Source organism: Kitasatospora sp. NPDC058046, from assembly GCF_042885595.1.
GTDB lineage: Bacteria > Actinomycetota > Actinomycetes > Streptomycetales > Streptomycetaceae > Kitasatospora.
Window position 1 is genome coordinate 89,484 of record NZ_JBHVRS010000012.1, and the last position, 26,764, is coordinate 116,247.

Annotated in this window: 22 protein-coding genes; 12 read left to right on the plus strand and 10 right to left on the minus strand. The window is 73.8% G+C overall.

The genetic code is table 11. The annotated features are described in order from the left end of the window. Positions 1 to 169: 169 nt before the first annotated feature. The gene (locus ACFVU7_RS23960; RefSeq protein ID WP_049656983.1) at positions 170 to 361 is read right to left on the minus strand and encodes a hypothetical protein; all 192 of its coding nucleotides are present in this window, start codon (positions 359 to 361) and stop codon (positions 170 to 172) included. Between the two features lie 260 nt (positions 362 to 621). On the opposite strand from ACFVU7_RS23960, the gene ACFVU7_RS23965 reads away from it, so the two are divergent. Continuing rightward, positions 622 to 1,107 (plus strand): cysteine/serine endopeptidase inhibitor, encoded by a 486-nt coding sequence (locus tag ACFVU7_RS23965; RefSeq protein WP_049656984.1) that lies wholly within the window; start codon positions 622 to 624, stop codon positions 1,105 to 1,107. A 116-nt stretch (positions 1,108 to 1,223) separates the two neighbouring features. Here ACFVU7_RS23965 and ACFVU7_RS23970 read toward each other — a convergent pair whose 3' ends face one another. Continuing rightward, positions 1,224 to 2,132 carry a LysR family transcriptional regulator gene (locus tag ACFVU7_RS23970; protein WP_380743272.1) on the minus strand — a complete coding sequence of 303 codons (909 nt, stop codon included), beginning with the start codon at positions 2,130 to 2,132 and terminating at the stop codon, positions 1,224 to 1,226. A gap of 126 nt (positions 2,133 to 2,258) precedes the next feature. Between ACFVU7_RS23970 and ACFVU7_RS23975 the strand changes: the two genes are divergently transcribed. The 3 genes from ACFVU7_RS23975 to ACFVU7_RS23985 all read left to right on the plus strand — a co-directional run bounded on the left by ACFVU7_RS23975 (position 2,259) and on the right by ACFVU7_RS23985 (position 4,856). Continuing rightward, positions 2,259 to 3,257, plus strand: coding sequence for an FAD-dependent oxidoreductase (locus ACFVU7_RS23975; RefSeq protein ID WP_380743274.1), 999 nt, complete (start codon positions 2,259 to 2,261; stop codon positions 3,255 to 3,257). A gap of 227 nt (positions 3,258 to 3,484) precedes the next feature. After that, positions 3,485 to 3,805 carry a hypothetical protein gene (locus tag ACFVU7_RS23980; protein ID WP_117486900.1) on the plus strand — a complete coding sequence of 107 codons (321 nt, stop codon included), beginning with the start codon at positions 3,485 to 3,487 and terminating at the stop codon, positions 3,803 to 3,805. 121 nt (positions 3,806 to 3,926) lie between these two features. Continuing rightward, positions 3,927 to 4,856 (plus strand): aegerolysin family protein, encoded by a 930-nt coding sequence (locus ACFVU7_RS23985; protein WP_388047039.1) that lies wholly within the window; start codon positions 3,927 to 3,929, stop codon positions 4,854 to 4,856. Positions 4,857 to 4,971: 115 nt separating this feature from the next. On the opposite strand, the gene ACFVU7_RS23990 is transcribed toward ACFVU7_RS23985, so the two are convergent. Then, positions 4,972 to 7,659: a LuxR C-terminal-related transcriptional regulator gene (locus tag ACFVU7_RS23990; RefSeq protein WP_388047041.1), complete on the minus strand. Its 2,688-nt coding sequence runs from the start codon at positions 7,657 to 7,659 to the stop codon at positions 4,972 to 4,974. Between the two features lie 501 nt (positions 7,660 to 8,160). Here ACFVU7_RS23990 and ACFVU7_RS23995 point away from each other — a divergent pair. From ACFVU7_RS23995 to ACFVU7_RS24020, 6 genes are all read left to right on the plus strand, one after another. Continuing rightward, the gene (locus ACFVU7_RS23995) at positions 8,161 to 8,658 is read left to right on the plus strand and encodes a flavoprotein (protein WP_181970499.1); all 498 of its coding nucleotides are present in this window, start codon (positions 8,161 to 8,163) and stop codon (positions 8,656 to 8,658) included. A gap of 107 nt (positions 8,659 to 8,765) precedes the next feature. Continuing rightward, positions 8,766 to 10,154, plus strand: a complete 1,389-nt coding sequence (locus tag ACFVU7_RS24000) for an NAD(P)/FAD-dependent oxidoreductase (protein WP_388047043.1) — start codon at positions 8,766 to 8,768, stop codon at positions 10,152 to 10,154. Between the two features lie 266 nt (positions 10,155 to 10,420). Further along, positions 10,421 to 10,942, plus strand: coding sequence for a hypothetical protein (locus ACFVU7_RS24005; RefSeq protein WP_388047045.1), 522 nt, complete (start codon positions 10,421 to 10,423; stop codon positions 10,940 to 10,942). Between the two features lie 371 nt (positions 10,943 to 11,313). After that, positions 11,314 to 11,511, plus strand: a complete 198-nt coding sequence (locus tag ACFVU7_RS24010; RefSeq protein WP_049657510.1) for a hypothetical protein — start codon at positions 11,314 to 11,316, stop codon at positions 11,509 to 11,511. Further along, positions 11,508 to 12,086 (plus strand): thioesterase family protein, encoded by a 579-nt coding sequence (locus tag ACFVU7_RS24015; protein WP_181970498.1) that lies wholly within the window; start codon positions 11,508 to 11,510, stop codon positions 12,084 to 12,086. Before ACFVU7_RS24010 ends, ACFVU7_RS24015 begins: the two co-directional genes overlap by 4 nt. Before the next feature lie 241 nt (positions 12,087 to 12,327). Next, complete coding sequence (locus tag ACFVU7_RS24020) at positions 12,328 to 12,723, plus strand: DUF2267 domain-containing protein (protein WP_049660531.1); 396 nt, start codon at positions 12,328 to 12,330, stop codon at positions 12,721 to 12,723. 86 nt (positions 12,724 to 12,809) lie between these two features. On the opposite strand, the gene manA is transcribed toward ACFVU7_RS24020, so the two are convergent. The 7 genes from manA to ACFVU7_RS24055 all read right to left on the minus strand — a co-directional run bounded on the left by manA (position 12,810) and on the right by ACFVU7_RS24055 (position 22,788). Further along, positions 12,810 to 14,027 carry a mannose-6-phosphate isomerase, class I gene (gene manA, locus ACFVU7_RS24025; RefSeq protein ID WP_388047047.1) on the minus strand — a complete coding sequence of 406 codons (1,218 nt, stop codon included), beginning with the start codon at positions 14,025 to 14,027 and terminating at the stop codon, positions 12,810 to 12,812. Positions 14,028 to 14,047: 20 nt separating this feature from the next. Further along, on the minus strand, positions 14,048 to 14,980 hold the full coding sequence (locus tag ACFVU7_RS24030) for an ROK family protein (protein WP_388047048.1): 933 nt from the start codon (positions 14,978 to 14,980) through the stop codon (positions 14,048 to 14,050). Between the two features lie 65 nt (positions 14,981 to 15,045). Further along, on the minus strand, positions 15,046 to 18,093 hold the full coding sequence (locus tag ACFVU7_RS24035; RefSeq protein ID WP_388047050.1) for an alpha-mannosidase: 3,048 nt from the start codon (positions 18,091 to 18,093) through the stop codon (positions 15,046 to 15,048). A gap of 41 nt (positions 18,094 to 18,134) precedes the next feature. Further along, positions 18,135 to 19,391 (minus strand): glycosyl hydrolase, encoded by a 1,257-nt coding sequence (locus ACFVU7_RS24040; RefSeq protein ID WP_388047052.1) that lies wholly within the window; start codon positions 19,389 to 19,391, stop codon positions 18,135 to 18,137. An 83-nt stretch (positions 19,392 to 19,474) separates the two neighbouring features. After that, positions 19,475 to 20,416 (minus strand): carbohydrate ABC transporter permease, encoded by a 942-nt coding sequence (locus ACFVU7_RS24045; protein WP_388047054.1) that lies wholly within the window; start codon positions 20,414 to 20,416, stop codon positions 19,475 to 19,477. 6 nt (positions 20,417 to 20,422) lie between these two features. Next, positions 20,423 to 21,295 carry a carbohydrate ABC transporter permease gene (locus tag ACFVU7_RS24050; RefSeq protein ID WP_074005259.1) on the minus strand — a complete coding sequence of 291 codons (873 nt, stop codon included), beginning with the start codon at positions 21,293 to 21,295 and terminating at the stop codon, positions 20,423 to 20,425. A gap of 203 nt (positions 21,296 to 21,498) precedes the next feature. Then, the gene (locus ACFVU7_RS24055) at positions 21,499 to 22,788 is read right to left on the minus strand and encodes an ABC transporter substrate-binding protein (RefSeq protein WP_375877255.1); all 1,290 of its coding nucleotides are present in this window, start codon (positions 22,786 to 22,788) and stop codon (positions 21,499 to 21,501) included. 150 nt (positions 22,789 to 22,938) lie between these two features. Between ACFVU7_RS24055 and ACFVU7_RS24060 the strand changes: the two genes are divergently transcribed. Together ACFVU7_RS24060 and ACFVU7_RS24065 are read left to right on the plus strand one after the other, a co-directional pair. After that, a complete protein-coding gene (locus ACFVU7_RS24060; protein WP_388047056.1) occupies positions 22,939 to 24,021 on the plus strand; it encodes a LacI family DNA-binding transcriptional regulator in 1,083 nt (360 codons plus the stop codon). Positions 24,022 to 24,273: 252 nt separating this feature from the next. Beyond that, positions 24,274 to 26,742, plus strand: coding sequence for a discoidin domain-containing protein (locus ACFVU7_RS24065; protein WP_388047058.1), 2,469 nt, complete (start codon positions 24,274 to 24,276; stop codon positions 26,740 to 26,742). The last annotated feature ends 22 nt before the right edge of the window (positions 26,743 to 26,764 follow it).

The following is a 26,764-nucleotide window of genomic DNA, read 5'->3' on the forward strand; positions in this document are numbered from 1 at the left end:
GGGATGGCGGGCGCGCTGCGGGCGGGGGTTCGGGCTTGTGGCCCGGGGGCGGGGTTACTAATTTTCGGAGCGGAAGTAATCCGGGCCGGCGCGGGTGGTTCCCGCCTCGGGGCCGACGCCTGCCCGGATACCGGTGCGGCTGTGACGTTCGGTGACGGCGGTGCGGTCGCTACTGCCCGAGCAGGCGGGCGAAGTCCAGCCCGAGACTGGCGAGGACGGGCAGCGCGCCGAGGTCGGTCACGCCGGCGACCGGGATGCTGTAGCCCTGGTTCACCTCGCGCGGCGCGGCGCCGGCGGTGACGGGGGCGGTGGTCGGGAGCAGGACGCTGCCGAGGAGCAGGGCGACGAGCGAGGTGCGCATCTGAGGAGGCCTCCGGGGGCTCGGGTGACGGCCTGTCAACACCCTCCGTGGCAGGGCGGTCACGCATCTTCGCCCCTTCGGCCGCATTGGTAAAGATTCTTGCCTTGTGTTCATGCCAACATCGCGGAGGTCTGGACCACCTTGCGGTCAGGCGCATACGTTTCCTCCACAAAGGCGTTCGGTCGGTGAACTTCCGTACGAATGTGCCGACTTCTGCCTGTCATGCTCATGACCTTCACCGCAACCGAAGGGAACGAACCATGCGCGCCATCGGCAAGAACCTCAGGATCCTCGCGGGCGCCCCGCTCGCCGCGGCCGCCCTGATCGCCCTCACGGCCGGCTCCGCCAGCGCGGCGATACCGATCAACCAGCCCATGACCGGCAAGGCCACCTACTACACCGACGCCGGCTACGGCGCCTGCGGCACCCAGATCAACGCCTCCACCCAGATGCTGGTCGCCGTCTCGCACACCTGGTGGACCACCGCCAACCCGAACAACGACCCGGTCTGCAAGGGCATCTCGGTCAAGGTGACCTACCAGGGCAAGACCGTCACCGTCCCGGTGAAGGACCAGTGTCCCTCCTGCGACTCCACCCACATCGACCTCAGCCAGCCCGCCTTCGCCAAGCTGGCCCCGTTGGACAAGGGCGTCATCACCGGCCTGAGCTGGCAGTTCGTCAAGACCGGGCTCAAGGGCGAGACCGTCGAGCTCTCCGCCCCGGTCACCGGCTCCACCATCGGCTGAGCCGGCCCCGACGCCGGCCCCCGACGGCCGTGCCCGCCCCCGCGGCATGACGGGGGCGGGCACGGTCTCTCCGCGTCCGGTCCTCCTCCCGCGTCCGGTCGTCCTCCCGCGTCCGGTCAGGCGCCCGCGGACCCCGTTAGCCGCGGGGCCATCGCCAGCAGCAGCTGGACAGCCGGGGGAGCCGTCCGCGGATCGTGGGCCAGCCCCAGGGTGACGGTCGGCACCGGGGCCGTCAGCCGGCGCAGGCAGACGCCGGGTATCCGGAACACCCGGGCCCGGCCCTCGGGGATGGGCGCGATGCCGTACCCCGCCGCCACCGCCAGCAGGAGCTGCTCGTCGTCCGGCTCCTCCCGCACGATCCGCGGCGACCGGCCCGGCCACAGCTGCCCGGTGATCAGCGCGTGCATCCCGGGCCCGTTCTGGCGCGGCCAGAGCACCACCGGCTCGTCCGCGATCCGGTGCCGGCCGATCCGGGCCCGGGTGCGGGCGAGCGGATGGCCGGCCGGCACGGCGAGCAGCAGCTCCTCCTCGGCGACGATCCGGCAGTCGAGCCCGGGGACGTCCAGCGGCGGCCGGACGAACGCCGCGTCCAGCCGCCCGGCGAGCAGCTCGGCGACGTTGTGCGAGGTCCAGCCGGTCTGCAGGGCGACGTCCAGCCGCGGGTAGCGGTTGCGGAACTCCGTCACCAGGGCGTCGCAGACCCCGCCCCGGGCGGAGCGGGTGTACGCCACCCGCAGCCGCCCCTCCCGCCCCTGGACCACCGCCGCGACCCGCTCCTCGGCCGCCGCCACCTCCCGCAGCACCCGCCGGGCCTCCTCGGCGACCGCGCGCCCGACCGGGGTCAGCGCGCAGCCCTTGGTGGTGCGCTCGACCAGCTCCACGCCCAGCTGCCGCTCCAGCGCCTTGACCTGCTGGCTCAGTGCCGGCTGCGCCACGTGCAGTCGGCGGGCGGCCCGGGTGAAGTTCAACTCCTCCGCCAGCACCGAGAAGTAGCGCATGCGCCGCAGATCCATCCGCAGATCCATCCGGCGATGATAAGGGCGGCTTATCGCTTCCGGACAGAACCGGTCTTGGACGGCTTCCGGCGCGAGCCGCTTTCCTGGTGAGGGCCGCCGGCACCCGGCGGGCGGCCTTCGAGGGAGGGGTTCGCGATGGACGGCACGACGGACGGTGCGACGGGCGGCACGGTGGACGGCGTGATGGACGTCGTCGTGGTCGGGAGCGGGATCATCGGGCTCACCACGGCGATACGCCTGCAGGAGAAGGGACTTCGGGTCGTCGTGGTGACGGCCGACGGGCTGCTGTCGACGACCTCGGCGGTGGCCGCCGCCGTCTGGTTCCCGGTCGCCACCGGCACCGGCGGCCGGGTGGCGGACTGGTCCGCGACGGCCTTCGCGGAGTTCGCCCGCCAGGCCGAGGAGGGCGTGCCCGGCGTCTCGATGCGCAGCACCCGCATGCTGGAGCACGAGCGGCAGTCGGCAGGCCAGCCCTGGTGGGGCGACGCCGTCCCCGACCTGCGCCGGCTGACGGCCGCCGAACGCGGAGCGGACTGCGCGGACGGCTGGTCGTTCACCGCGCCCGCCGTCGAGATGCCGCTCTACCTGCCCTGGCTGCTCGGCCGGTTCGTCGACAACGGCGGCGGGATCGTCCACCGCCGCCTCGACACCCTCGACCAGGCCCGCGCCTGGGCGCCCGTGGTCGTCAACGCCACCGGGATCGGCGCCCGGCAGCTCTGCGACGACCCGGCCGTGCACCCGATCCGGGGCCAGCTCGTCCTCGTCCGCAACCCCGGCCTGCCCACCTCGACCCGGATCCAGGACGACCCGGCCGGCTACACGTACATCCACCCCCGCAGCACCGACGTCGTCCTCGGCGGCACCTTCGAGCCGGACGACTGGAACACCGTCGCCGATCCGGCCACCGCCGAGGCCATCCTCGCCCGCTGCACGGCCCGGATCCCCGCACTGCGCGAGGCCCGCGTCCTCGGCCACGTCGTCGGTCTGCGGCCCGCCCGCCACGGCGGTCCCCGCCTCGAGGCGGAGCCGGACGGCCGGACCGTCCACAACTACGGCCACGGGGGCGCCGGCGTCACGCTCAGCTGGGGCTGCGCCGACGCCGCGGCCGAACTGGCGGCCGCGGCGGTGAGTTGACCCCGTCGCGGGTGCGTACCGGCCCCCGAGCGCGCCGTCGCGGCGCCGCTCGGGGGCCTTCGGCCGGACGCCCACCGTGCCAAGTTCGCGGTTTTCCACGATGCCCGAGCGTGGCGGTCGGATGCCAATCTGTGACTGCCACCGCACCCCGCAGCCGGGTCGGGGCGGGACCGATCGGCCCCGGGTGACCGGCTGTTCACGTGGAACGCCCAGAAGGGACACTTGTCATGAACAGGCGAATCGGAGCGGCCTCGCTCAGCGCGGCTCTCGCGGCCGCGGTTCTCGTCGGCGGTACCGCCCAGGCCTACGCCGCCGCGGCCTCCCCCGCCCCGGCGCACGCCGCGCCGGCGCCCGTCGCGGCGCCCGCCGTCCAGGAAGGCGCGTCGGCGCAGGCGCTCGACATCTGGCACTGGGTCGGCCGGTACAACTCCCAGTTCGCCGCCGAGGCCGCGTACTGGGTGCTGTACGGCCTCGGGAGCGCCATCGCGATGAGGATCGAGAAGATCTGGGACAACGGCGTGGAGACCTGGGAGCTCTACATCCAGTGAGTCTCCACAGCCAGTGAGTCACCCGGCGCCGGCACCCAGCCGCGGCGCCCCCCTCCGGACGGGACCAAGGCGAGCGTGACGCGTGTCCGCTCGTCCAGCCGAGAAGAGAGTTGGTAGACCCATGCAGCGTACGACCTCCATGACCGGTCTGGGCCGCACGGCCGCGGGCGCCCTCACCGTCGTGCTGATGGCGGCCGGAGCGGTCGCCCTCGCCCCGTCCGCGCAGGCCGCGGCCGGGCAGGACGGGCCGCAGGCCTCGGCGGCGCAGCGCCCGGCCGCCGAGAGCGCGGCGGCGAACGTGCCGCTGGTCGCCGCGGACCGTTCCACGAAGGTCACGCTCTCCAACGGCAGCGGGTCCGGCCTGACCAAGACGTGGGACAAGCTCGACCACGGCTGCTGGACGAACGACATGCTGCCGTCCGACTACATCCCCAACACGAAGTCCTCCAGCTGGCAGAGCGAGTCCTGCGGGTTCGCGACCGGGACCGAGGGCAACATCACCTACACGCTCGACAACGGCGGCGAGGTCAAGCTGCACTGGAACAACCCGTACTGGGGCAGCAACGACTACAGCTGCTCCGTCCCGGACGGGTACACCTGTTCCCGGAGCGGCGGCAGCGGGGACAACACCGCGGTCACCTTCAGCATCGGGCGCAGCCGGGCCAAGGCCGCCGCCGCGGAGATGCCCAGCCTCACCAGCGCCTCCCGGAGCACGAGCATCAACCTGACCAACAACTCGGGGAAGCTGCTCACCCGCTCCGGCGCGAGCCTGCAGTGGGGGATCTGGTCCGACAACATGATGCCGCCGTCGATGGTCCAGCCCGGTGTCACCGCGAAGTGGGCGAGCGAGTCCGAGGGCGTGATGACCGGCACCGAGGGTGAGGTCAGCTTCAACGTGGCCGGGGAGCAGAACCAGGTCAAGGTGCACTGGAACAACCCGTACTGGGGCAGCAACGGCTACAGCTGCGACGCGCCGGCCGGGTACAAGTGCACCTGGCAGGGCGGCAGTGGCGACAATGCCGCGGTCTCCTTCACCCTGTCGAAGTCCTGACGCCGAAGTCCTGACGCGGGATCCGGTGCCGAGGCCCTGATCGCGCCGGGCCGGGTCGAACCGGCCGCCCCCGCCCGGGTGCATCCGCACCCGGGCGGGGGCGCGTCCGCGGCCGCTACCGCTCCAGCGCCGCCACCAGCTGGGTGCGCCGGGCGATCCGCAGCTTCCGGTAGGCGTTGGTGAGGTGGGTCTCCACGGTGCGGCGGGTGAGGCAGAGCGCGGAGGAGATCTGGGCGTTGGTGTGCCCCGCCGCCGCCAGTTCGGCCACGCGCCGTTCGGCGGGGCTCAGGGCGTGCCCGCCGTCCCGGTTCCGCACCCCGCCCTCGCGCAGCGCCTCCTCCGCCGCACCGAGGAGACGGCCGACCGGGGCCGGTCCGCCGGTCTCCGGGGCGGGCCCGGCCAGCCGCAGGGCCACGGCGTGCGCCTCGCGCAGCGTGTCGCGGCCCTTGCGGCCGCTGCCCGCCTCGATGTGGGCCCGGCCGAGGTCGATCAGCACCTCCGCGAGTTCCACGGGCGCGGCGGCCGGCCTGAGCAGTTCGGCGCCCTCGGTCAGCGAGCACAGGGCCAGCCGGCCGCCCACGGCAGCGGCGTGGGCCCGCAGTGCCCGGCCGACGGTGCGCGGGGTGCCCCAGGTCCGGGCGTGGCGCAGTTCCTCCTCGGCGAGTTCGCGGGCTTCGTCCCGCCGTCCGAGCCGTACCAGGGCGAGCGCCGCTCCGGAGCGCCACGGCGTGGCGACCGGGCTGACGAAGTCGTGGGCGAGCTGGCCGGCTCCGCAGACCAGGTAGTCGTCGAGGGCGGCCTGCCAGTCGCCGTCCGCGGCGTGCAACAGGGCCCGGGTGTAGCTGAGTTCGTTCCACTCCCAGGAGCTGTCGCTGCCGGACGGGCCGACCAGGGCCACGGCCTCCCAGGCCGCGGAGCGCCGGCCGGTCTCGCGCCGGGCGGTCGCCACCATGGCGGCGAGGTGCGGCAGTCGGACGCCCTGTCCGGCGGTCGCCTCCACCAGGGGGGCGTTCTCGGCGATGACGCGGTCGAACTCCCCCGCCCAGAGCGCGGCTTCGGCCCGGACGCTGAGCAGGCACTGCAGGCCCACGTCGGTCAGGTCCGGGGGGACGGGCGGGGCGGGCAGGCACTGGCCGGTCAACTCCCGTGCCTCGTCCAGGCGGTCCGCCCACTGGAGCAGGGTGGCCGCGCTGCCGAGCCAGGCGGTCCGCAGCCGCGGGTCCACCGGTGCGGCCAGCCGCGGCCGGACCCGGTCGAGCACCTCGGCCGCCGAGCAGAGGCCGGCCCCGGCCTCGTACTCGGTGATCAGTCCGCACACCAGCGGCTCGATGGCGGGGGGCGCGGTCGGGGCGAGCGCGCGCAGGCCGGCGACGGCGCCGCGCCAGGCGTCGTTGTCGTGCGAGGAGACGAGCGCGCCGAGGGTCCCCAGCACCTGGACGAGTTCGTCGTCGTCGGCGCCGCGACCGGCCCGGCGGAGGACCTCCAGCGCGGTGTCGGGATCCCGGCGCGCGACGTGGGCCGCGCAGAGGGCGGTGGCCGCGGTGGCCCGGTCCCGGAGGTCGGTGTGCAGTTCCAGTCCGGTGCGGAGCCGGCGGATGCCGGCGGTCGCGTTGTGCGGGAGTTCCAGGGCGCCGAGGCGCATGGTGAGGGCGGCCCGGCGGTCCGGATCGAGCGGGCCGCTCAGGGCGTGGCGCAGGTACGCGGCGGACTCCGCGACGTGACCGGCGCGCATCGCCTCCTCGGCGGCCTCGGACAGCGAGCGGGCCATCCACGCCTCGCCGGGCCGTTCGACCCGCAGGAGCCGGGAGGCCACGGCGGTCGCGGGCGCGCCGCTCTCGTCGAGCAGTTCCGCGACGCGGGTGTGCAGTGCGGCGATCTCCTCCGGTGCGGCGACGGCGAGGACGGCCTCCCGTGCGAGGGGGTGGTCCAGCAGCCTGCTGATGCGGCGCGCCGACCGCTCGCCCGGGGAGCGGGTGGCGGTGCAGAGGTCGGAGAGCTGGTGGAGCAGGCCGGGGCCGACGGGCATCCCGCCCTCGGCGGCGACGGCGAGGGCGAGGCAGGCGTGGCGTACGCAGGGGTCGGCCCGTCCCAGCCAGCGGGCGATCGTGTCGCGGAAGCGGCTGCGCGACGGGGTGGCCGACGGGCGGGGGAGCGCCCCGTCGGCGAAGTCGGCGACGAGCGCCCGCACCAGGGCCGGGTTGCCGATGCCCGCCTCGACGCAGGCCACGGTGGAGCGCTGGTCGAGGCCGGCGTCCCGGGCGAGGCGGATGACGGCGGGGACGCTGAGCGCGGGGAGGGCGACGGCCGTGCCGGTGGCGGGCGGGAAGGGGGCCGGACCGGACGGGTCGGCGCGCTCGGTGAGCACCAGCAGGACGGGGATCTCGGCGATGCGGCGGGCGAGGTAGCCGAGCCAGCGCCGGGACGGCTCGTCGGCGTGGTGGAGGTCGTCCACCGCGAGCAGGACCGGCCGCTCGGCGGCGGACCGGGTCAGCCTGGTCACCAGCCCGTGGAACAGCCGCTGTTCGTCCGCTCCGGCCGCGACGGAGAAGGGCACGGCCTCGTCGTCCGCGAAGAGCTGGCGGACGAGCCCGAACGGGAACGCCGTCTCCTCCGGTACGCCGCGGGCGCGTCCGACGCGTACGGCGTCACCGTCGGCCTGCCGCCGGACGATCGCCTCCAGCGCGGCGGTCCGTCCCATGCCGGACACCGGTGCCGAGAGCAGGACCCAGCGTCCGCTGCCCGCCCGCGCCGCCGCCGCGGCCGCCGAGGCCGTGCCCAGCACCTCGTCGCGCTCCAAGAGCATGTGCTCCCCATCCTGTCGGTCCTGTTCGGCCGGTCCGGCGCGTGGTACCGGTCCGGGCCGTCCCCAGCGGTCCGGACAGGGGTTTCCGCGGTCGTCGGAGCCGTATTCCGCAGGAACATCGTGAACGATCTCTTTCCGGTTCGATCTTCACCCACGGGTGGCGCGAGGCGGCCGGTCGAAACGGAAAACGGCGTGATCATGCTCATGGCGAAGCTTGATCCCGACGCTACCGCCGGGTTTCCCGCAGGGCGTCCTGCCTGCGACGACGGCCGCACCCGGCCGCCCGGCCCGTCGGGCGGGGCCCCGGAGCGGAGCGGCGGGCGGGCAGCCGTGCCCACTCGGTTCGTCGGCGTACTGGTGGGGCCCGGCCAGGTTGTTCGAATACCGCTCGATTCCGTCGGGCGTCGACCGGGCGGGTGGAGCGGGCCACGGGGGCGGCTTACTGTTCGGGGGTCCGCAGGCGGGTCGAGAGCGAGCAGTCCGAGAGTGGGGAGGCCGAGGGTGTCCGAGGCGAGGAAGCCGGTGCTGTACGTCGTGGTGTGCGCGGCGGGGGTCGCGGGCGGGGTGGGGGAGCTCATCTCGGCCGCGCAGGAGCAGAACTGGGACGTGGGGGTGGTGGCGACGCCCCAGGCCATGGGGTTCATCGACGCCGAGGCGATCGAGGCGCGGACCGGGTACCCGATCCGCTCCGCCTGGCGGAAGCCGGGGGAGCCCCGGCCGCTGCCGGACCCGGACGCCCTCGTCGTGTCCCCCGCCACCTTCAACACGCTCAACAAGTGGGCCCTGGGCATCTCGGACACCCTGGCGCTGGGGATCCTCTGCGAGTCGTACGGCTGGGGAGTCCCGGTCGCCGTCCAGCCCTGCCTGAGCGCGGCGCAGGCGGCGCATCCGGCCTATGCGGACAGCCTGGCGAGGCTGCGGCGGATGGGGGTGCGGATCGCGGACTTCACGCCGGGCTCGTACGACTGGACGCGGGCCCTGGAGCTGCTGCGGGACTGACAGGGTGGCTGATCGGGCCCGGTGATCCTTGCAGTGTGGGGGGTGGCCCGGGCCGAACCCGCGGAGGTAGCGTCCGGGCAGGTCAGCGAGGGTACGGGAGGTTTCCGGTGGCGGCGGTCAACGGCGAGGTGTCGTTCTGGTACGCGGCGGACGGGGTGCCGGAGCCGGGCCCCGCGCTGCCCGGGGACCGGGACGTCGACGTGTGCGTGGTCGGCGGCGGGTACACCGGGCTCTGGACGGCCTACTACCTGAAGAAGGCCGACCCCGGCCTCCGGATCGCCGTCCTCGAACGGCGGTTCTGCGGCTACGGCGCCTCCGGGCGCAACGGCGGCTGGCTGTACAACGGCTTCGCGGGGCGCGGCGCCTTCGCCAGGCGGTACGGGCGGGAGCGCGCGGCCGCGATGCAGCGGGCGATGGACGAGGCGGTCGGGGAGGTCGTCGGCGTTGCCGGGGCCGAGCGGATCGACGCGGACATCGTGCGCGGCGGCGTCCTCGAAGTCGCCCGCAGCAAGCCGCAGTTGGAGCGCCTGCGGGCCCACGTCGAGGCCGAGCGGGCCTACGGCGAGGGCCGGGTCGAGTTGCTGGGCGCCAAGGAGGCGGCCGCGCGGATCAACGTCGCCGGCACCCTCGGTGGCTGCTGGACGGCGCACGGCGCCCGCATCCAGCCCGCCCGGCTCGCCCGCGGACTGGCCCGAACCGTCCGCGAGTTGGGCGTCGAGGTGTACGAGGGGACGGCGGTCACCGCGATCCTGCCCGGCAGCGGCTACCGCAAGCCCCGCGCCGTCACCCCGTACGGCACCGTCACCGCCGACCACGTGCTGCGCGCCACCGAGGGGTTCACCGCCGGGCTGCGCGGCGAGAAGCGCACCTGGCTGCCGATGAACTCCGCGATGGTCGCCACCGAGCCGCTGCCCGCGGAGTTCTGGGCGGAGGCCGGCTGGGAGGGCCGCGAGGTGCTGGGCGACTTCGCGCACGCCTACATGTACGCGCAGCGCACCGCCGACGACCGGATCGCGCTCGGCGGGCGGGGCGTGCCCTACCGGTTCGGCTCGCGGACGGACTCGGACGGCAGCACCCAGGTGGAGACGGTGCGCCAGCTCCGGGCCGTCCTCGACCGGTTCTTCCCGGCCGCCGCGCAGGCCCGGATCGACCACGCCTGGGCGGGCGTGCTCGGCGTCCCCCGGGACTGGTGCGCCACCGTGGAGCTGGACCGGGTGAGCGGGCTCGGCTGGGCCGGCGGGTACGTCGGCAGCGGGGTGACCACCACCAACCTGGCCGGCCGCACCCTGCGGGACCTGGTGCTCGGCCGGGACACCGAGCTGACCCGGCTGCCCTGGGTGGGCCACACCGTGCGGCGCTGGGAGCCGGAGCCGCTGCGCTGGCTCGGGGTGCACGCGATGTACGCCGCGTACCACGCCGCCGACCGGCAGGAGGCGGCCGGCCGGGCCACCACCTCGCCGATCGCCCGGGTCGCGGACCTGGTCGCCGGGCGCTGAGCCCACGGGGCCGGGCCTCCGGGCGCCGGGACTCGGGCCTTCGGGAAACCGGGTGTTGAACGGGAGCGGGCGGCACCGGGTTGACGGTCCGGCGGCGTGCCGACCCGGTGCGACGGCCGCCGGTGCGGTCGTCCCGCCAGGATGTCCGGATGACAGTGAACGAGGCGGACCCGCCGTCGGCGCCGCACGATCCACGGCCGTCGCTTCGATCGTCCGTTCGGACGTGCCGCCGAGCGGAGTCGGCCCGCAGCACCCACGGTGAAGGCGTGCTGAGGAGAACACTGCCGGCCCTCGCGGTCGCCCTGCTGCTCTGCGCGCCGACGAGCGGCGCGTGGGCCAGGTCGCCGGGCCGGCAGGTGGCGGTCGTGGACCAGGCCTCGCGCAGCGTGCTGGTGTTGCAGAGCGCCGAGGAGCTGATGGCCTACCGCGGCCCGGGCCGACTGCCCGTCGTGTGGGGCTGGAGTGCCGACCGCGCACCGGAGTTGACGGATCTGGCGCCCGTCCTGGCGGATCCCGGACGGTTCTGGGTGGCCACGCTGACCGGCCTGTGGCGCTTCGACCCGGCCACCGACCGCTTCACCGCCGTGCACCTGGCCGATCCGGCCGCCGAGCGGGACCTCAAGAGCGTCGGCGACGAACCCGGCACCGGCCGGCTGCTCACGGCGGCGCCCGAACACGAGGCGCCGTGCGACTGGTGCACGTCGGTGATCACCCTGCACCGGCCGGAGGGGACGCGGTCGCTGCGGGGCTCGCGCCTGTACAAGGCGAGGTGGTGGAGCGTCTGGTAGCAGATTTCGTTCCCCGAGGAGTCGATCCGGGGCCGCGCGTCGTGGATACCACTCGAATTGCGGACGGCATTCGACTGATGGGGCATATTGTGTACACCGACAAACTACTCCGATGGAGGTCAGTTTTCCGTCGCGGTCGGCAAACCATCCGTCGACCCCCGTCGGCTGGGATAGCGTCGTGGGGTCGGGGGGTCGACACCGATCCGGTGCATTCGAACGCTAGCTACTGGGCCGTAATGGCCGAATGAGTCATGGAGAAAATCATGCGGAATTTCCCTGCGGAAAACCGGCCAGACGGAGTCGACGACCTTCAACTCGCGATGGAATCACTGGCCGCCTTCCCGTCCCGGAACGCAGGGAGCGGGGCGGATGTGACCGAGCGGCTCGCGGCCGTCCACGATCTGTGCCGCGCGGTCGACGCGGTGCTGGACAGCCTGGTCGTCCAGGCCGCCGCCGAGGCGGCCGAGGAGGGTTGGACCGCGGCCCGGATGGCGGCCGAACACTCCGGCTACTACGCCAGGTTGCAGCGCGCGCTGCTCCCCGCCGGTGCCGGGCTGACCCGGCAGTGAGCGCGGTGCTGCCGGGCGTGCACGTGCTGTCCTGCCCCACCCGGTGGAGCGACGTCGACGAGAACGGGCACATCAACAACGCCCGTCTGGTCGGCTACATCCAGGAGGGGATTTACGACCTGTTCTGCCACCACGAAACCGCCGTCCGGGAGTCGCTGTTCCCGTCCGGGTTCATTATCGCCAGGCACGAGATCGACTACCTGGAGCAGTTGCACCACCGGCCCGAGCCGCTCTCGGTGGTGCTCACCGTGGAACGGCTCGGACGGAGTTCCGCCCAGGTCGAGGTGAATGTCTGCCGGGACCGGCTCACCTTTATGCGGGCGCGGACCGTGGTGGTCGCCCGGGACCGCGAATCCGGCCGATCGCGGGCGCTGAGCCCGGCGGAACGGATCTTTCTCTCGGCGTTTATGTCGGACCCGGCCCGGGCCCAGGCGGTCCTGGCGGCCACGACGGTGACCGCGGCGGCAGCGGTGAGCGCGGCGCCCCCGGCGCAGCGCGTGGCGGCCGGCCCGGTCACCGGCGGGCTGCTGCCGTCCCGGCGGCCGCGCAGGCGGTGCCACGCCTCGGCGCGGTGAGCGGCGCGGCGGGCGGTGCGGTGCGGTGAACAGCCCGGTGGACCGCAGGACGGACCGTTGCCCCGGGGCGGCGGCGTGATCGACGGCGGCGGCCGGTTCCGAAGGCGCCGGGGCGAGTTACGCTGAGCAGCACGGGCACCGGTACGTCCCACGGCGGTCACGGACCGCGATCCCCGTCCTGGCCCAGGGCGAGCGCGCCGCCGTCGGTCCGGCCGAGCCCGCCGACCGGAAGGAGGACGCGATGACCATCTCCTGGGAGGACTTCCTCGCCCGCGTCGTGGAGCGCGGCGAGTACCGGGGCGCGGCCGAGGCGGACCACGCCACCCGGGTCGTGCTGGCCCTGCTCGGCGAGCACCTGGTGGGGTCCGAGCGGGGCGAACTCGCCGACGCGCTGCCCGAGACCTACGCCTCGCTGCTGCGCGACGCCCAGCCCGCGGCCGAACCGCTGACCGCCGAGCGCTTCGTGCAGGCCGTGGTGGGGTGGATCGACGGGGCGACCCCGGCGACGGCGCAGTGGGACATCGGGGCCGTGCTCAGCGCCGTCGCCGACCTCGTCCCCGGCGAGCTGCTGGACCAGGTGATCGAGCAACTCCCGGACGGCTACGACCTGCTGTTCGGCCACCCGGCACCGGCCTGAGCCCGCGGCCGGGGCCTGCCGCCTGAGCCCGCGGCGGGTGCCCGCCGCCTGAGTCTGCCGCCCGCGGCCTCGGCCGGTCGGCGCGGCTACCCCGTGGTGGCCCGGAACAGCTCCGCGCCCGGGCCGGTCAGTCCGACCGGCCCGGCGCCCGGGCGCAGGTAGGCCGACGCGCCCGCCGGAAGCGGGAGTTCGGAGCCGTCGGGGGCCCGCAGCAGGGCCCGCCCGGAGACGCAGAGCAGGATCTGCGGGGCGGGGCGGTCGACCCGGACGGCGGCGGCGCCGGGGCGCAGCCGGGAGAGCCTGAACTCCTCGGCCGGCGACGGGTACTCCTCCTCGAAGCCGTCGCCGGTCGGGCGCGGGGCGAGCGGCTCGACCTCCCGGGGCCGGAAGTCCGTGACCGCCAGCAGGCCGTCCACGTCGACGTGCTTGGGGGTGAGGCCGCAGCGCAGCACGTTGTCCGAGTTGGCCATCAACTCCACGCCCACGCCCCGGAGGTAGGCGTGCGGCACCCCGGCGTCCAGGTACAGCGCCTGCCCGGCGGTGAGCCGGACGTGGTGGAGCAGCAGGGCGGCGAGCAGCCCCCGGTCGCCGGGGTACTCCTCGGCGAGGCGGGCGTACGCGGCGCTGCTCGCGCCGTACGGCCCGTCGGCGGCCGCCGTGCGGCGCAGGGCGCCCGTGACGGCGGCGAGTTCGGAGCCGTCGGCGTTCAGGCCGGCGCGCAGCAGCTCGGGCAGGACGGCCTCGGCGGGCCGGGTGCGCAGGGCGTCGGCCCAGGGGGCGAGCACGCCGAGCGCGTCCAGCAGCCGGGCGGTGTCGGCGGCCGGGCGGAAGCCGCACAGTGCCTCGAAGTCGCCGAGCGCGCAGAGGAGTTCGGGTTTGTGCCCGCGGTCCTTGTAGACCCGCTCCGGCGTGTCCAGCGGGATGCCCCGGGCCTGTTCCGCCGCGTACCCGGCCTCGGCCTGGGCGCGGGTGGGGTGGACCTGGAGGGAGAGCGCCCGGTCGGCGGCCAGCACCTTGAACAGGAACGGCAGCGCCGGGCCGAACCGCCGGACGGTGTCCGCCCCGAGCAGGCCGTCCGGGTCGGCGTCGATCAGCCGGTCCAGCGGCCGGGGGCCGCTGCCGTCTCCGCCGTCGCCGCCGTCGCCGGATCCGTACAGCAGGGACGGCGCCGACGGGTGGGCGCCGAGCCAGAGTTCGGCCTGCGGGGTGCCGTCGGGCGCGGTTCCGGTGAGCGCGGGGATGGCGGTGGGCGAGCCCCAGGCGTAGCGGCGGACGGGGTTCTTCAGGAGGGCGAACGGCGGCATGCGGGCGGCTCCGGGGAGGCTCAGCGGCAGAGCGCGGCCGCGCCGATCAGCCCGGCGTCGGTGCCGAGCTCGGCGCGGCGCACGTCCAGGCCGCGGATGTACGAGAGGGCGGCGTAGCGGTCCAGGTGACGGGCGAGCGGGGCGAACAGCACGTCCCCGGCCTCGGCCACGCCGCCGCCGACGACGACCCGGGAGAGGTCCACCAGGGCGGCCGTGGCGGCGATCCCGGCGGCCAGTGCCCGGGCGGCGCGGTCGAAGGAGGCGAGCGCGACCGGGTCGCCGGCGGCGGCGGAGGCGGCGACGGCGCGGGCCGTCCGGTCGCCGTCCTCGGGCCGCCAGCCCTCGGCGAGCGCCCGGCGGGCGATCGCGGTGCCGCTGGCGAGGCCCTCCAGGCAGCCGCGGGAGCCGCACGGGCAGGGCTCGCCGTCCAGGTCGACGGTGATGTGGCCGAGGTGGCCGGCGTTGCCGCTGGGGCCGGGGCGCACCGCGCCGTCGAGCACCAGTCCGGCGCCGACGCCGGTCGACACCACCAGGCAGAGCGCGTTGTCGGCGCCCCGGGCCGCGCCCTGCCAGTGCTCGGCGGCGGCCATCGCGACGCCGTCCCCGGCGAGGTGGACGGGCAGCGTGCGCGCGGCCACCGCCGGGTGCGCGGCGACCGCGGCGACCAGCGGGAAGCCGCGCCAGCCGGGGATGTTGACCGGGCTGACGGTGCCGCCCGCGAGGTCGACCGGGCCGGCGCTGCCGATCCCGACGGCCGTCACGGCGGCCCAGTCGGCCGTCCCGGCGAGCCGCTCCAGCACCTGGTGCACCACGGCGAGCACGGCCGCGCCGGGCTCGGTGGCCGGGGTGGGCAGCTGGAGCCGGTGCCGCAGCCGTCCGTCGGCGTCGACCAGCGCCCCGGCAATCTTGGTGCCGCCGATGTCGAGGGCGGCGAACAGCGGGGTGAACGGCACGGTGGGCTCCAGGAAGTAGGGGGCGGCGCCCCGGCCGCGGGGGCTGGGGCGCCGAACAGCGTAGATCAGCCTCGGCGGGCGGCGCTGAGCCGCAGGGTGACCAGCTCGAACGGGCGCAGCGCGAGGCGCACCGCGCCGTCCTCGACCGCCACCTCGCCGCGGGTGCCGTCCCAGGGCCGCTCCAGCAGGTCGCAGGGGACGGCGCCGGCCAGCGGGTAGGAGGTGGTCAGCCGGCCCCGGGCGCGGCCGCCGCCGGCCTCGTAGACCCGGACGATCAGGTCCCCGCTGCGGTCGTCGGCGAGCTTGACGGCGCTCACCACCAGGGCGTCGTTGTCCAGCTCCACCAGCGGGGCGACCCGCTCGGCGCTGCCGGTGACCGTCCGCTCGGGCAGGCCGATCCGGTAGCCCTCGCGGACCGCGTCGCCGATCGCCGCGCCCGGCACCAGGGCGTGCCGGAAGCGGTGCAGGCCCTGGTCGGTCTTCGGGTCGGGGAAGCGCGGGGCGCGCAGCAGCGAGAAGCGGACCGTGGTGGTCGTCCCGCCGTCGTCGGGGCGCACGGTGCGGGTGACGTCGTGGCCGTAGGTGGAGGCGGTGACCAGGGCGACGCCCCAGCCGGGCTCGTCGAGGTGGACGAAGCGGTGGTTGCAGGCCTCGAACTTGGCCGCGTCCCAGCTGGTGTTGGTGTGGGTGGGCCGGTAGAGGTGGCCGAACTGGGTCTCGGCGGCGTAGCGCTCGGTGTGGACGTCCAGCGGGAACGCGGCCTTGAGGAACTTCTCGGTCTCGTGCCAGTCGACCTCGGTGTCGATGTCCACCCGCTGCTCGCCGGCCGGCAGGGTGAGGGTCTGGACGACGGTGGAGGAGCCGAAGGAGCGGGCGATCCGCACCGAGGCCCCGGCGGGGGACGACGCGGCGGTGAGCGAGTCCACGCCGGTCAGGTCGGTGACGGTGTTGCGGTAGAACTGGTCGACGTCCCAGGCGTCCCACATGTTGGGGAAGTCGGGGTGCAGCTGGAGCAGGTTGGCCCGGCTGCCGGGGGCGACGGTCTCCCGGCCGGTCGCGGTCTCGACCACCGAGGCGATCAGGCCGTCCGCGTCCACGACGACCTCCAGCAGGCCGTTGCGCAGCGTGAGGCCGCCCCCGGGGCGCTCGACCGCCTCGCAGGTGCCGTCCGGCAGGCCGACCGCGGCGGCCCCGCCGGCCGGCACCGTCGAGCGGCCGTGCGGCGCCGAGTTGAACACCAGCTCCCGCCCGCCGGCGGCCGCCCCGGCCAGCGCCTGCTGGGCCGCGCCGATCAGCGCCTCCAGCTCCCCGGCCAGCGCCGCGTACGTCGCCTCGGCCTCGCGGTGCACCCAGGCGATGGACGAGCCGGGCAGGATGTCGTGGAACTGGTGCAGCAGCACCGTCTTCCAGATCCGGTCCAGCTGCTCGTACGGGTACTCCGCGCCGGTGCGCAACGCGGCGGTGGCGCACCAGAGTTCGGCCTCGCGCAGCAGGTTCTCGCTGCGCCGGTTGCCCTGCTTGGTCTTCGCCTGGCTGGTCAGGGTGGCGCGGTGCAGCTCCAGGTAGAGCTCGCCGACCCAGACCGGCGGGTTCGGGTACTCGGCCTCGGCCTTGGCGAAGAACTCGGCGGGCTTCTCCCAGCGGACGGTGGCCGAGCCCTCCAGGTCCTTCATCCGGGCCGCCTTGGCGACCATCTCGCGGGTGGTGCCGCCGCCGCCGTCGCCCCAGCCGGTCGGGGCGAGCGAGTGCCGGGCGACGCCCTTGTCCTTGAAGTTCTTCGCCGCGTGGGCGATCTCGCTGCCCTTCATCGAGCAGTTGTAGGTGTCCACGGGCGGGAAGTGGGTGAAGATCCTGGTCCCGTCGATGCCCTCCCAGAGGAAGGTGTGGTGCGGGAACTTGTTGATCTGGCTCCACGAGATCTTCTGCGTCAGCAGCCACTTGGAGCCGGCGTTGCGGATGATCTGGGGCAGGCCGCCGGTGAAGCCGAAGGTGTCCGGCAGCCAGGCCTCGTGGTTCTCCACCCCGAACTCGTCCAGGAAGAACCGCTTGCCGTGCACGAACTGCCGGGCCATCGCCTCCGAGCTCGGCATGTTGGTGTCGGACTCCACCCACATGCCGCCCGCCGGGACGAACCGGCCCTCGGCGACGGCCTCGCGGACCCTGGCGTACACCTCCGGGCGGTGCTCCTTGATCCAGGCGAACTGCTGGGCCTGGGACATGGTGTAGAGGAAGTCCGGCTCGTCCTCCAGCAGCGCCGTCATGTTGGCGGTGGTGCGGGCCACCTTGCGGACGGTCTCGCGCAGCGGCCACAGCCAGGCCGAGTCGATGTGCGCGTGGCCGATCGCGCTGATCCGGTGCGCGGACGGCACGGCGGGCGCGGCCAGCACACCGGCCAGCTCCGAACGGGCCGCCGCCGCCGTGCCGTTGACGTCCTGGAGGTCGACGGCGTCGAGCGCCCGCTCGACCGCGCGCAGGATGTCCCAGCGGCGGGCGCCCTCCACCGGCAGCTCGGCCATCAGCTCGCCGAGCACCTCCAGGTCCAGCACCAGCTGCCAGACCGTCTCGTCGAAGACCGCCAGGTCCATCCGGGTCAGCTTGTACTGCGGCTGGTCGCCGGCCGTCTCCTTGTCGCCCAACTCGGTGGGCAGGAAGGGGTGGTAGTCCAGGATGACCGGGTTGGAGGCGGCCTCGACGTGCAGCAGCACCTGCTCGCCGCCGGCCGCCGGGGCGGCGATCCGCACCCACTGGTTCTGCGGGTTGAGGCCCTTCACCGGGGAACCGTCCGGGCGGTAGACCAGGCCCTCGCACTGGAAGCCGGGCATGTTGGCGTCGAAGCCGAGGTCGATCAGCGCCTCGACGCTGCGCCCGGCCCACTCCCGCGGCACGGTGCCGGTCACGGTGATCCAGCTGGTGCCCCAGGGCGCTCCCCAGGCGTCGCCGACCGCGATCGGGGTGCGCGGGGCGGCCAGGCCCTCGGCGACCGGGACGGGCTCGCCGGGAGCCGTCCAGATGCCGACCTCCAGCGGGACGGACTCGGGGTAGACGGCCGGGCGGATGCGCTCGTCCAGGACGCGCTTGAGGCGGGACTCGACCAGGGTGCGGTCATCGTGCATGTCAGCGGGCTCCGTTGCGTGGCTGAGGGGAAACGGACTGGCTAGAGGGACGGTACGTCGGAGGGGTGGACCACCTCGGTGATGCCGCGCGCGGCGAGGTGCTCGCGGTCCTCGGCGCGCTCGGCGAGCACCGTGGTCGGGCGGGCGCCCTCCGCGGCGAGGCGCATGAACGCCTCGTACACCGGGCCGCCGGGGCCGCAGACCGAGCGCCGGGGCGAGAGGGCCTCGTCGCCGGTGGCGACCACCACGGCGGTGCTGCGCGGCTTCGGCGGCTGCCAGGAGCGGCGGGCCTCGGCGGCGGCCTCGGCGAGCCGGGCGCCGGCCGGCTTGACCGTCCGGTCGGTGGTCAACAGGCCGAGGCTGTACTCCAGTTCGGGGAAGTCGGCGAGCGAGCGGTCCACGTCGTGCGAGCACCACCAGGTCACGCCCCACAGGTCCGGGCAGTCCAGCACGGCCTCCACGGTGGCGCCGGTGAAGCGCGCCGCGTCCTGCGGGGTGATGTGCGGGGCGGGCGCGCCGACCTCCTGCAGCCAGACCGGGCGGGCCGGGTCGTCCGCCCAGGCCTTGGACAGCTCGACCAGGTAGGCGGCGTGCTGCGCGGTGGCGGTGGAGTGGGCGCCGTAGCGCTGGGCGGTGCCGTTGAACACCCAGGAGTGCACGGCGGTCGCGGCGCCGATCCGGGCCGAGTGCCAGGGGGTGAACGGGTGCTCGTCCAGGTACCAGGCCGCGTCGTACGAGGCGTGCAGGTGCAGCCGGCCGGGGGCGCCCTGCTCGCAGGCGTCGAGCATCCGGCGCAGCCAGGCCTCCGCCTCGGCGGGGGTGGCCCGGTCCGGGTCGGGGTGCGGGGCGCCGGAGAACTGGTTGATCTCGTTGCCGAGCGTCATCCCGAGGAAGTTGGGCCGCTCGCTCAGGGCGTCGGCGAGGGTGCGCAGGTAGGCGGCCTGGCCGTCGAGCACCTCGGGGTCGGTGAAGATGTTGCGGCGGTGCCAGGTCTGCGTCCAGGACGGGAGGAAGTCGAAGCTGGACAGGTGGCCCTGCAGGCCGTCCACCGCGACGTCGAGACCGCGCTCGCCGGCCGCGTCCACCAGGGCCGTCAGCTGCTCGACGGCGCGCGGGCGGATCAGGGTGCGGTTGGGCTGGAAGACCGGCCAGAGCGGGAAGACCCGCACGTGGTCCAGGCCGAGGGCGGCGATGGAGTCGAAGTCGGCGCGCACGGCGTCGAGGTCGAAGTCGAGCCAGTGGTGGAACCAGCCGGCGCTGGGCGTGTAGTTGACGCCGAAGCGGGGAGCGGTGGTCATCGGGGTCATCGGAGGGCTTCCTCAACGGGTGTGGGGCGTACGGACGGTGGGTCGTCACCGGCGGGGGGCGGTCCCCGGTCGGGCTATCCCTTGACGGCTCCTTCCTCGACGCCCTTGAAGAAGAAGCGCTGGCAGACGCCGAACACCACGACGATCGGCAGGAAGGCGATCATGGTGCCGGCCGCGATCAGCCGGGGGTTGGCGGCGAAGGTGCCGTTGAGGTACTGGAGCCCGACGGTGAGGGTGTACTTCTGCGGGTCGTTGAGCACGATCAGCGGCCACAGGAAGTCGTCCCAGGCGCCGATGAAGGTGAAGATCACGATCACGCTGAGCATGCCGCGCACGTTCGGCAGGCCGATGTGCCACAGCCGCTGCCAGACGTTGGCGCCGTCCACCAGCGCGGCCTGGTCCAGCTCGGCCGGGACGGCGGCGAAGGCGGTGCGCATCAGCAGCACGTTGAGCATCGCGATCGAGCCGGGCAGCGCGACGCCGGCCAGGGTGTCGGCCAGGCCGAGTCCGCGCACCAGCACGTACTGGGAGACGATGGTGACCTCGCCGGGCAGGATCAGGGTGGCGAGGAAGAGGCCGAGGACGAGCTTGGCGCCGCGGAAGCGCAGCCGGGCGAGCGCGTAGCCGGCCAGCGTGCAGCCGACCACGTTGCCGGTGATGCAGACCACGGCGACGATCACCGAGTTGAGCGCGTAGGTCCACACCGGGATGACCTCGGCGACCTTGCCGTAGTTGCCCAGGGTGGGCTGGTCGGGCAGGAAGCTCGGGGTGCGGGTGTAGACGTCCTCGGCGGGGCCCTTGAGGGAGGTCGACAGCTGCCACAGGAAGGGGCCGATGACCAGCAGCAGGACCAGCACCAGGAGCAGGTAGCGGGCGGCGGTCTGCGCGGTGGAGGGGGTGTTGAAGCTCCGGGAGCGCCTGGCGGGGCCGGCGGGGCCGGTGGGCTTGGCGGCCACGGCGGCCTTGGCGGGCTCGGCGGGGGTGTCGGGGGACTGGGGCGTGCGGACGGTGGTCATGGGGGGTCAGGCCGCCTTCCGGTTCAGCCGCATCAGGAACAGCATCGGGCCGAGGGTGACGACGAACAGCAGCAGGCTGAGCGCCGAGGCGTAGCCCAGGTGCCCGTTGAAGCCGCGGCTGTACATCTGGATCAGCATCACCACCGACATGTCCCGGCCGCCGGGGCCGCCGAGGCCGTTGGAGAGCACGTACAGCTCGGAGAAGACGCGCAGCGAGCTCACCGAGATCAGCGCCGAGATCAGGATCATGGTCGGGCGCACCCCGGGCAGGGTGACGTGCCAGAACCGGTGCAGCGGTCCGGCGCCGTCCACGGCCGCCGCCTCGTGCAGCTCGCGCGGGACGTTGGCGAGCGCGGACAGGTAGATGACCATGTAGTAGCCGAGGCCCTTCCAGACGGTCAGGGCGATCGCGCTGAACAGCAGCAGCCAGCGGTCGGTCAGGAAGGCGACCGGGGAGTCGGCCAGCCCGGTCTGCTGCAGCAGGCCGTTGGCCAGGCCCCGCTCGTCCAGCACCCAGCCCCAGATCAGCGCCACCACGACGGCGGAGGCGATCACCGGGGTGTAGAAGGCGGTGCGGAAGAAGGTGATGCCGGGGATCTTGCGCTGCACCAGCAGGGCGAGCAGCAGCGGCAGGACGGTCAGCAGCGGCAGGCAGACCAGCATGAACACGATGCTGTTGACCAGGGCGTCGGCGAGCTGGTCGTCGTCCAGCAGCCGGCCGTAGTTCTCCAGGCCGGTGAACTGCCCGCCGCCCAGGGGCTTGGCGTTGGTGAAGGACAGGATCACCGTGTTGACGGCCGGCCAGAGGTTGAAGACGGCCAGCCAGACTATCGCGGGCCCGGCGAGCAGCCAGGGGGTGAACCAACGCCGGTGGGTCATGCCGTTGCCTTCCTGGGGCCTGGGGGTGGTGCGGGTGATTCCCGGGGAGCGGCGGGCGCGGGGGAGGCCCGCCGCTTCACCGGTACTTCGCCGGTACGTCTCCGGTACGTCGCTGGTACGTCTCCGGTGCTTCGCCGGTGCTTCGTCCGGTGCTTCGCCGGTGCGGGGTGGGGCACCGCGGAGAGTGGTGCGGCGGCGTCGGATCAGCCCTTGAGCAGCTTGTTGCACTGCTCGACGGCGGTGTCCAGCGCCTGCTTGGAGCTGGTGTCGCCGCTGATGGCCAGCGCGAACTGCTGCTTGATGATGGTGCCCATCGCGTCGTCGACCTCGACCGGTTGGATCAGCTTGGCCTTGGCGAGCGAGGCGAAGGCCGTCACCTTGGCGTCGCCCGCGTTGGTGCCGTCGCTCTTGCTGAAGAACGGGTCGTTCGCGGAGGCCTTGGTGGACGGGAACACGCTGGTCAGGTGGGCGAAGGCGGCCTGGTTCTCGGGGCTGGTCACCCAGCGGGCGAGGGCCACCGCGGCGGCCGGGTTCCTGGTGTTCTTCGGGATGGACAGGCCCTGGACGTACAGCGGCGGGGTGGCCATCGCGGGGGAGGAGACGACCTTCGGGGCGAGGGTCGGGTTGTCGGTGGCGAGGCTGGTGATGTAGTTGCCGCCACCGGTGGTCCAGGCCACCGTGCCGGAGCTGAAGAGCTTGGAGTTGCCGGCGTAGGTGTCGGTGAGCACCCCGTTCGGCATCAGGCCCTCCTTGAAGGCGTCGCGGTACTTGTCGAGCAGCGCGGCGGCCTCGGGGGTGTTGAAGGTGAAGGACTTGCCGTCGTCGGACATGATCTTCACGCCGATGTTGTACAGGTCCCCGATGCCCGGCTTGCGGCTCATCAGGTAGGTCTGGCCGCCGGACTTCTCCTTCATCGTCCGGGCCTGGGCGATCAGCTCGTCCAGACTGGCCGGGGGCTTCTGCGGGTCCAGGCCGTTCTTCGTCAGGAGCTCGGAACTCCAGTAGTTCACATCGGTGTTGAGGTACCAGGGGTAACCGAAGGTGCCCTGGTAGCCGTTGAACCGGTAGGCGTCCACGCCGCCGGGGACGTACTCCTCGGCGAGCTTGGGGTCGGCCTTGGCGATGTCCAGCAGGACGTCCTTCTTCGCCAGCGGGAAGGCGAAGTCCGGCGGGAGGTTGACCACGTCGGGCAGGCTGCCGGCGGCGGCCTGGCTGAGCACCTTGTCGGAGTAGCCCTCACCGGGCTGGTCGAGCCACTCGACGTCGACGCCGGGGTACTTCTTCTTGAAGCCGTCGAGCACGCCCTGCATGTAGTCGGTGAACTTCGGCTTGAGCGACCAGGTCTGGATCGAGACCTTGCCCTTGACCTCGCCGGTGGCGGCCGCACTCGCCACCGCGTCGCTGTCCTTGGTGTCGCCGGAGCCGAGTCCGCAGCCGGTGAGCGCGGCGGTGGCGAGCGCGGTCGTGGTCAGTGCCGCCCAGATTCTTCGCATGAGGGTCTCCCGGTCCTGGGGGTGGGTGGGGGATCGTGCCGAGCTCGGGGGTTGTGTCGGATTCCGCAACCTGACTAACTAAACCGGTCTAGCTATGCCAGGGACTATGCTCCCGCCTAAACTTGGATGTCAAGAGAGGAGTCGGGTTCTGTGGGCAGACCGACGATCGCCGACATCGCCCGCCAGGCCGGTGTCTCCAAGGGCGCGGTGTCCTTCGCGCTCAACGGCCGGCCGGGCGTCAGCGAGGCGACCAGGGCCCGGATCCTGCGGGTCGCCGAGGAGATGAACTGGCGCCCGCACAGCGCCGCGCGGGCCCTCGGCGGAGCCAGGTCCGACGCCGTCGGCCTGGTGATCGCCCGGCCGGCCCGGACCATCGGCGTCGAGCCGTTCTTCAGCCAACTGCTGTCCGGGCTCCAGGCGGTGCTCTCGGCCAGCTCGATCGCGCTGCACCTGATGGTGGTCGAGGACACCGCCGCCGAGATCGAGGTCTACCGGGGCTGGGCCTCCGAGCACCGGGTCGACGGCTTCATCGTGGTCGACCTCCAGGTCAGGGACCCGAGGCTGCCGGTGCTGGACGAACTCGGGCTGCCCGCCGTGGTGCTGGGCGGGCCCGGCAAGGGCGGCAACCAGCTGCGGATCTGGGCCGACGACCGGGAGGCGATGCTCTCGATCGTCGACTACCTGGCCGCCATCGGCCACCGGCGGATCGCCCACCTCGCCGGGCTGCCGCACTTCCAGCACACCCAGCGGCGGATCCGCGCGCTGCGCGACGCCTCGCGCCGGCTCGGGCTGGAGGAGGCGGTGTCGGTGCCCACCGACTTCAGCGACGCCGAGGGCGCGGCCGCCACCCGGACGCTGCTGTCCCGGGCCGGGCGGCCCACCGCGATCGTCTACGACAGCGACGTGATGGCCGTCGCCGGGCTCGGCGTGGCCGGGGAGATGGGGGTCGCGGTGCCCGGCGAGCTGTCCATCGTCTCCTTCGACGACTCGGTGCTCGCCCGGATCGTGCACCCGCCGCTGACCGCGCTCAGCCGGGACACCTTCGCGCTCGGCGAGCAGGTCGCGCGCAGCCTGCTGGAGGCGCTGGAGGGGGCCGGTGCGGGGCGGGACCTCCAGATGCCCACGCCGCGGCTGACCGTACGGGAGTCCACCTCGCCGCCCGGCGCGCCCGGGACTTCCCCCTCCGGAGTGGTTGTCGCGCGCATCGTTGACAGCCGTTCTGAACCGGTTTAGCCTCGCAGCGCCGAGCGGCAGCCGCTCGGTCCGCTCCGCCGCACTCCGTCCGGCCCCCGCTGCCCGTCCCGCCGACCGTCCCGCTCCCCGCGCCGCCGCTCCGGTGCGCCGGGGGCCCGGCGGCGGCGCGACCCCCACCCGATCCACCACCGGCACCACACGCTCCAGCACCGGCACGCCCGCATGCAGCCGGGCCCCCGTCCGCGACGGCGGGCCCGCCCCCACCCTCCTCCGCTCGATCGGAGCCACCGCATGTCACGACGCCTCCCCCTGCTGCTCAGCGCCGTCCTCGCGACGGCCGCCCTGACCGCCACCCCCGCCGCCTGGGCCGACCCGGCACCGGTCGCGCTACCGGGCGCCGGGCCGGCCGCGGCACCCGCCGCCACCGCCGGCCAGGGCAACCAGCCCTTCGCCTCGTACTGGTACCCCAACAGCATCCTGAACTGGGACCCGGCCACCGACCCGGACACCCGCTTCAACCGCTCCCGCGTCCCGCTCCAGCCGCGCACCAGCGACCCGGCGCTGCGGGCCAACCCCAACGCCCGGACCGGCGAAGGGAAGATCGCCTCGCTGGTCTCCTTCGGCCCCACCTCCAACAACCCCTCGCAGGGCTCCGCCGACCCCAACTACTACGCCTTCGGCTACTGGCAGTACGTCGACAAGCTGGTGTTCTGGGGCGGCTCGGCCGGCGAGGGCCTGATCCTCGCCCCCAACCCGACCGTGATCGACGCCGCCCACCGCAACGGCGTCAAGGTGTACGGCACGGTCTTCTTCCCGCCCGGCGCGTACGGCGGACAGCTCCAGTGGGTGCGCGACTTCGTCCAGAAGTCCGGCAGCCGCTACCCCGTCGCCGACAAGCTCGTCCAGGCCGCGCAGTACTACGGCTTCGACGGCTGGTTCATCAACCAGGAGACCGGCGGCGGCGATTCGGCCCTGGCGGGCGAGCTGCGCAACCTGATGCAGTACACCAAGGCGCAGAGCGGCACCGAGTTCATGTGGTACGACGCGATGACCACCTCCGGCGGGGTGAACTGGCAGAACGCCCTCACCTCCGCCAACTCGCCCTTCCTGCAGGACGGTTCGAAGCGCACCTCGGACTCGATGTTCCTGAACTTCGACTGGTCGGCGAGCGGCCTCAACTCCTCCCGGGCGCTGGCCCGGCAGCTCGGCCGCAGCGAGTACGACCTCTACTCCGGCATCGACACCGAGGCCAACGGCTACAACACCGGCGTGAACTGGTCCGCCCTCTTCCCGTCCGGGCAGCCGCACACCACCTCGCTCGGCCTCTACCGCCCCGAGTGGACCTGGAAGTCCGCCACCGACCGCGCCGACTTCTACGCCAAGGACGCCCGCTACTGGGTCGGCGCCAACAACGACCCGTCCCGGACCGACCTCTCGGCGAGCTGGCCCGGCCTGGCCGGCTACGTCGCCGAATCCTCGCCGATCACCGCCAAGCCGTTCGTCACCACCTTCGACACCGGGCAGGGCGACTTCTACAACGCGGCCGGCACCCGGGTCGCCACCGGCGGCTGGAACAACCTCTCGCTCCAGGACGTCCCGCCCACCTACCGCTGGATGGTCGACTCGACCGGCAGCAGGCTCACCCCGTCCGTCGACTTCGGCGACGCCTATCAGGGCGGTTCCTCCCTGCGGTTGAGCGGAAAGCTCGACGCCGCCAACACCGTACGGCTGTACCAGACCAAGCTGCCCGTCGCCACGAACACCAGGCTGGGCCTGGTGGTCAAGACCCCGGCCGCCGGGCCCACGAAGCTCAAGGCCGCGGTGTCGTTCACGGACTCCCCGAGCAGCTTCACCACGGTCGACGTCGGCGCCAACGCCGGCACCGGCTGGGAGCGGCACACCCTCGACCTCTCCCCGTACGCGGGCCGCACCATCGCCCAGATCGCCCTGCGGGTCGAGGGGAGCGACCCCTCGTACGACCTCCGGGTCGGCCAACTCGCCGTCTACGACGGCTCGGTGGAGACCCCGGCGGCACCGGCCGGACTCACCGTGCTCGGCGCGAGCGACGTGACGGCCGGCTCCAGCCAGTCGCTGCGGCTGTCCTGGACGGCGGCGCCCGGCGGCAACGTGCACCACTACGAGGTGTACCGCCGCAACGCGGACGGCAGCCGCAGCTTCCTCGGCGCCACGCCCAACGACGCGTACTTCGTCGGGCGGCTCGACCGGGCGGGCGGCGAGAACGCCACCACGCTGGACGTCGAGGCGGTGTCCACCACCTACGGGCGCTCCACCGCCGCGTCCACGACCGTCGGTTGGAACAGCACCCCGCCGACCTCCACCAACCTGGCGCTCAACCGCCCGGCCACCGCCTCCGGCCAGTGCAACGCCAACGAGGGCCCGGCCAAGGCCGTCAACGGCAGCGTCAGCGGCGGGACCGGCGACAAGTGGTGCGCGCTGACCTCCGCCAAGTGGCTGGAGGTGGACCTCGGTTCGGCGAAGCAGCTGTCGAAGTTCGTGGTCAAGCACGCGGCGGCGGGCGGCGAGAGCGCCTCGTTCAACACCCGCGACTTCACCATCCAGGTCCGCTCGGGCGCCAACGACCCCTGGACGACCGTCGCCGACGTCACCGGCAACACGGCCGGCACCACCACCCACCCGGTGGACACCGCCGCCCGCTACGTCCGGCTGGTGGTCAACACGCCGACCCAGAACGGTGATCCGGCCGCCCGCGTCTACGAGTTCGAGGCCTGGGGCGCGTAGCCCGCGCTGCCCTCCCGCTGTC

What these genes read in the sequence shown, in the direction of transcription:
- ACFVU7_RS23960 (WP_049656983.1), bottom strand. Translation starts at nt 361, where the DNA reads ATGCGCACCTCGCTCGTCGCCCTGCTCCTCGGCAGCGTCCTGCTCCCG.
- ACFVU7_RS23965 (WP_049656984.1), top strand. Translation starts at nt 622, where the DNA reads ATGCGCGCCATCGGCAAGAACCTCAGGATCCTCGCGGGCGCCCCGCTC.
- ACFVU7_RS23970 (WP_380743272.1), bottom strand. Translation starts at nt 2,132, where the DNA reads ATGGATCTGCGGATGGATCTGCGGCGCATGCGCTACTTCTCGGTGCTG.
- ACFVU7_RS23975 (WP_380743274.1), top strand. Translation starts at nt 2,259, where the DNA reads ATGGACGGCACGACGGACGGTGCGACGGGCGGCACGGTGGACGGCGTG.
- ACFVU7_RS23980 (WP_117486900.1), top strand. Translation starts at nt 3,485, where the DNA reads ATGAACAGGCGAATCGGAGCGGCCTCGCTCAGCGCGGCTCTCGCGGCC.
- ACFVU7_RS23985 (WP_388047039.1), top strand. Translation starts at nt 3,927, where the DNA reads ATGCAGCGTACGACCTCCATGACCGGTCTGGGCCGCACGGCCGCGGGC.
- ACFVU7_RS23990 (WP_388047041.1), bottom strand. Translation starts at nt 7,659, where the DNA reads ATGCTCTTGGAGCGCGACGAGGTGCTGGGCACGGCCTCGGCGGCCGCG.
- ACFVU7_RS24020 (WP_049660531.1), top strand. Translation starts at nt 12,328, where the DNA reads ATGACCATCTCCTGGGAGGACTTCCTCGCCCGCGTCGTGGAGCGCGGC.
- manA (WP_388047047.1), bottom strand. Translation starts at nt 14,027, where the DNA reads ATGCCGCCGTTCGCCCTCCTGAAGAACCCCGTCCGCCGCTACGCCTGG.
- ACFVU7_RS24035 (WP_388047050.1), bottom strand. Translation starts at nt 18,093, where the DNA reads ATGCACGATGACCGCACCCTGGTCGAGTCCCGCCTCAAGCGCGTCCTG.
- ACFVU7_RS24040 (WP_388047052.1), bottom strand. Translation starts at nt 19,391, where the DNA reads ATGACCACCGCTCCCCGCTTCGGCGTCAACTACACGCCCAGCGCCGGC.
- ACFVU7_RS24045 (WP_388047054.1), bottom strand. Translation starts at nt 20,416, where the DNA reads ATGACCACCGTCCGCACGCCCCAGTCCCCCGACACCCCCGCCGAGCCC.
- ACFVU7_RS24050 (WP_074005259.1), bottom strand. Translation starts at nt 21,295, where the DNA reads ATGACCCACCGGCGTTGGTTCACCCCCTGGCTGCTCGCCGGGCCCGCG.
- ACFVU7_RS24055 (WP_375877255.1), bottom strand. Translation starts at nt 22,788, where the DNA reads ATGCGAAGAATCTGGGCGGCACTGACCACGACCGCGCTCGCCACCGCC.
- ACFVU7_RS24065 (WP_388047058.1), top strand. Translation starts at nt 24,274, where the DNA reads ATGTCACGACGCCTCCCCCTGCTGCTCAGCGCCGTCCTCGCGACGGCC.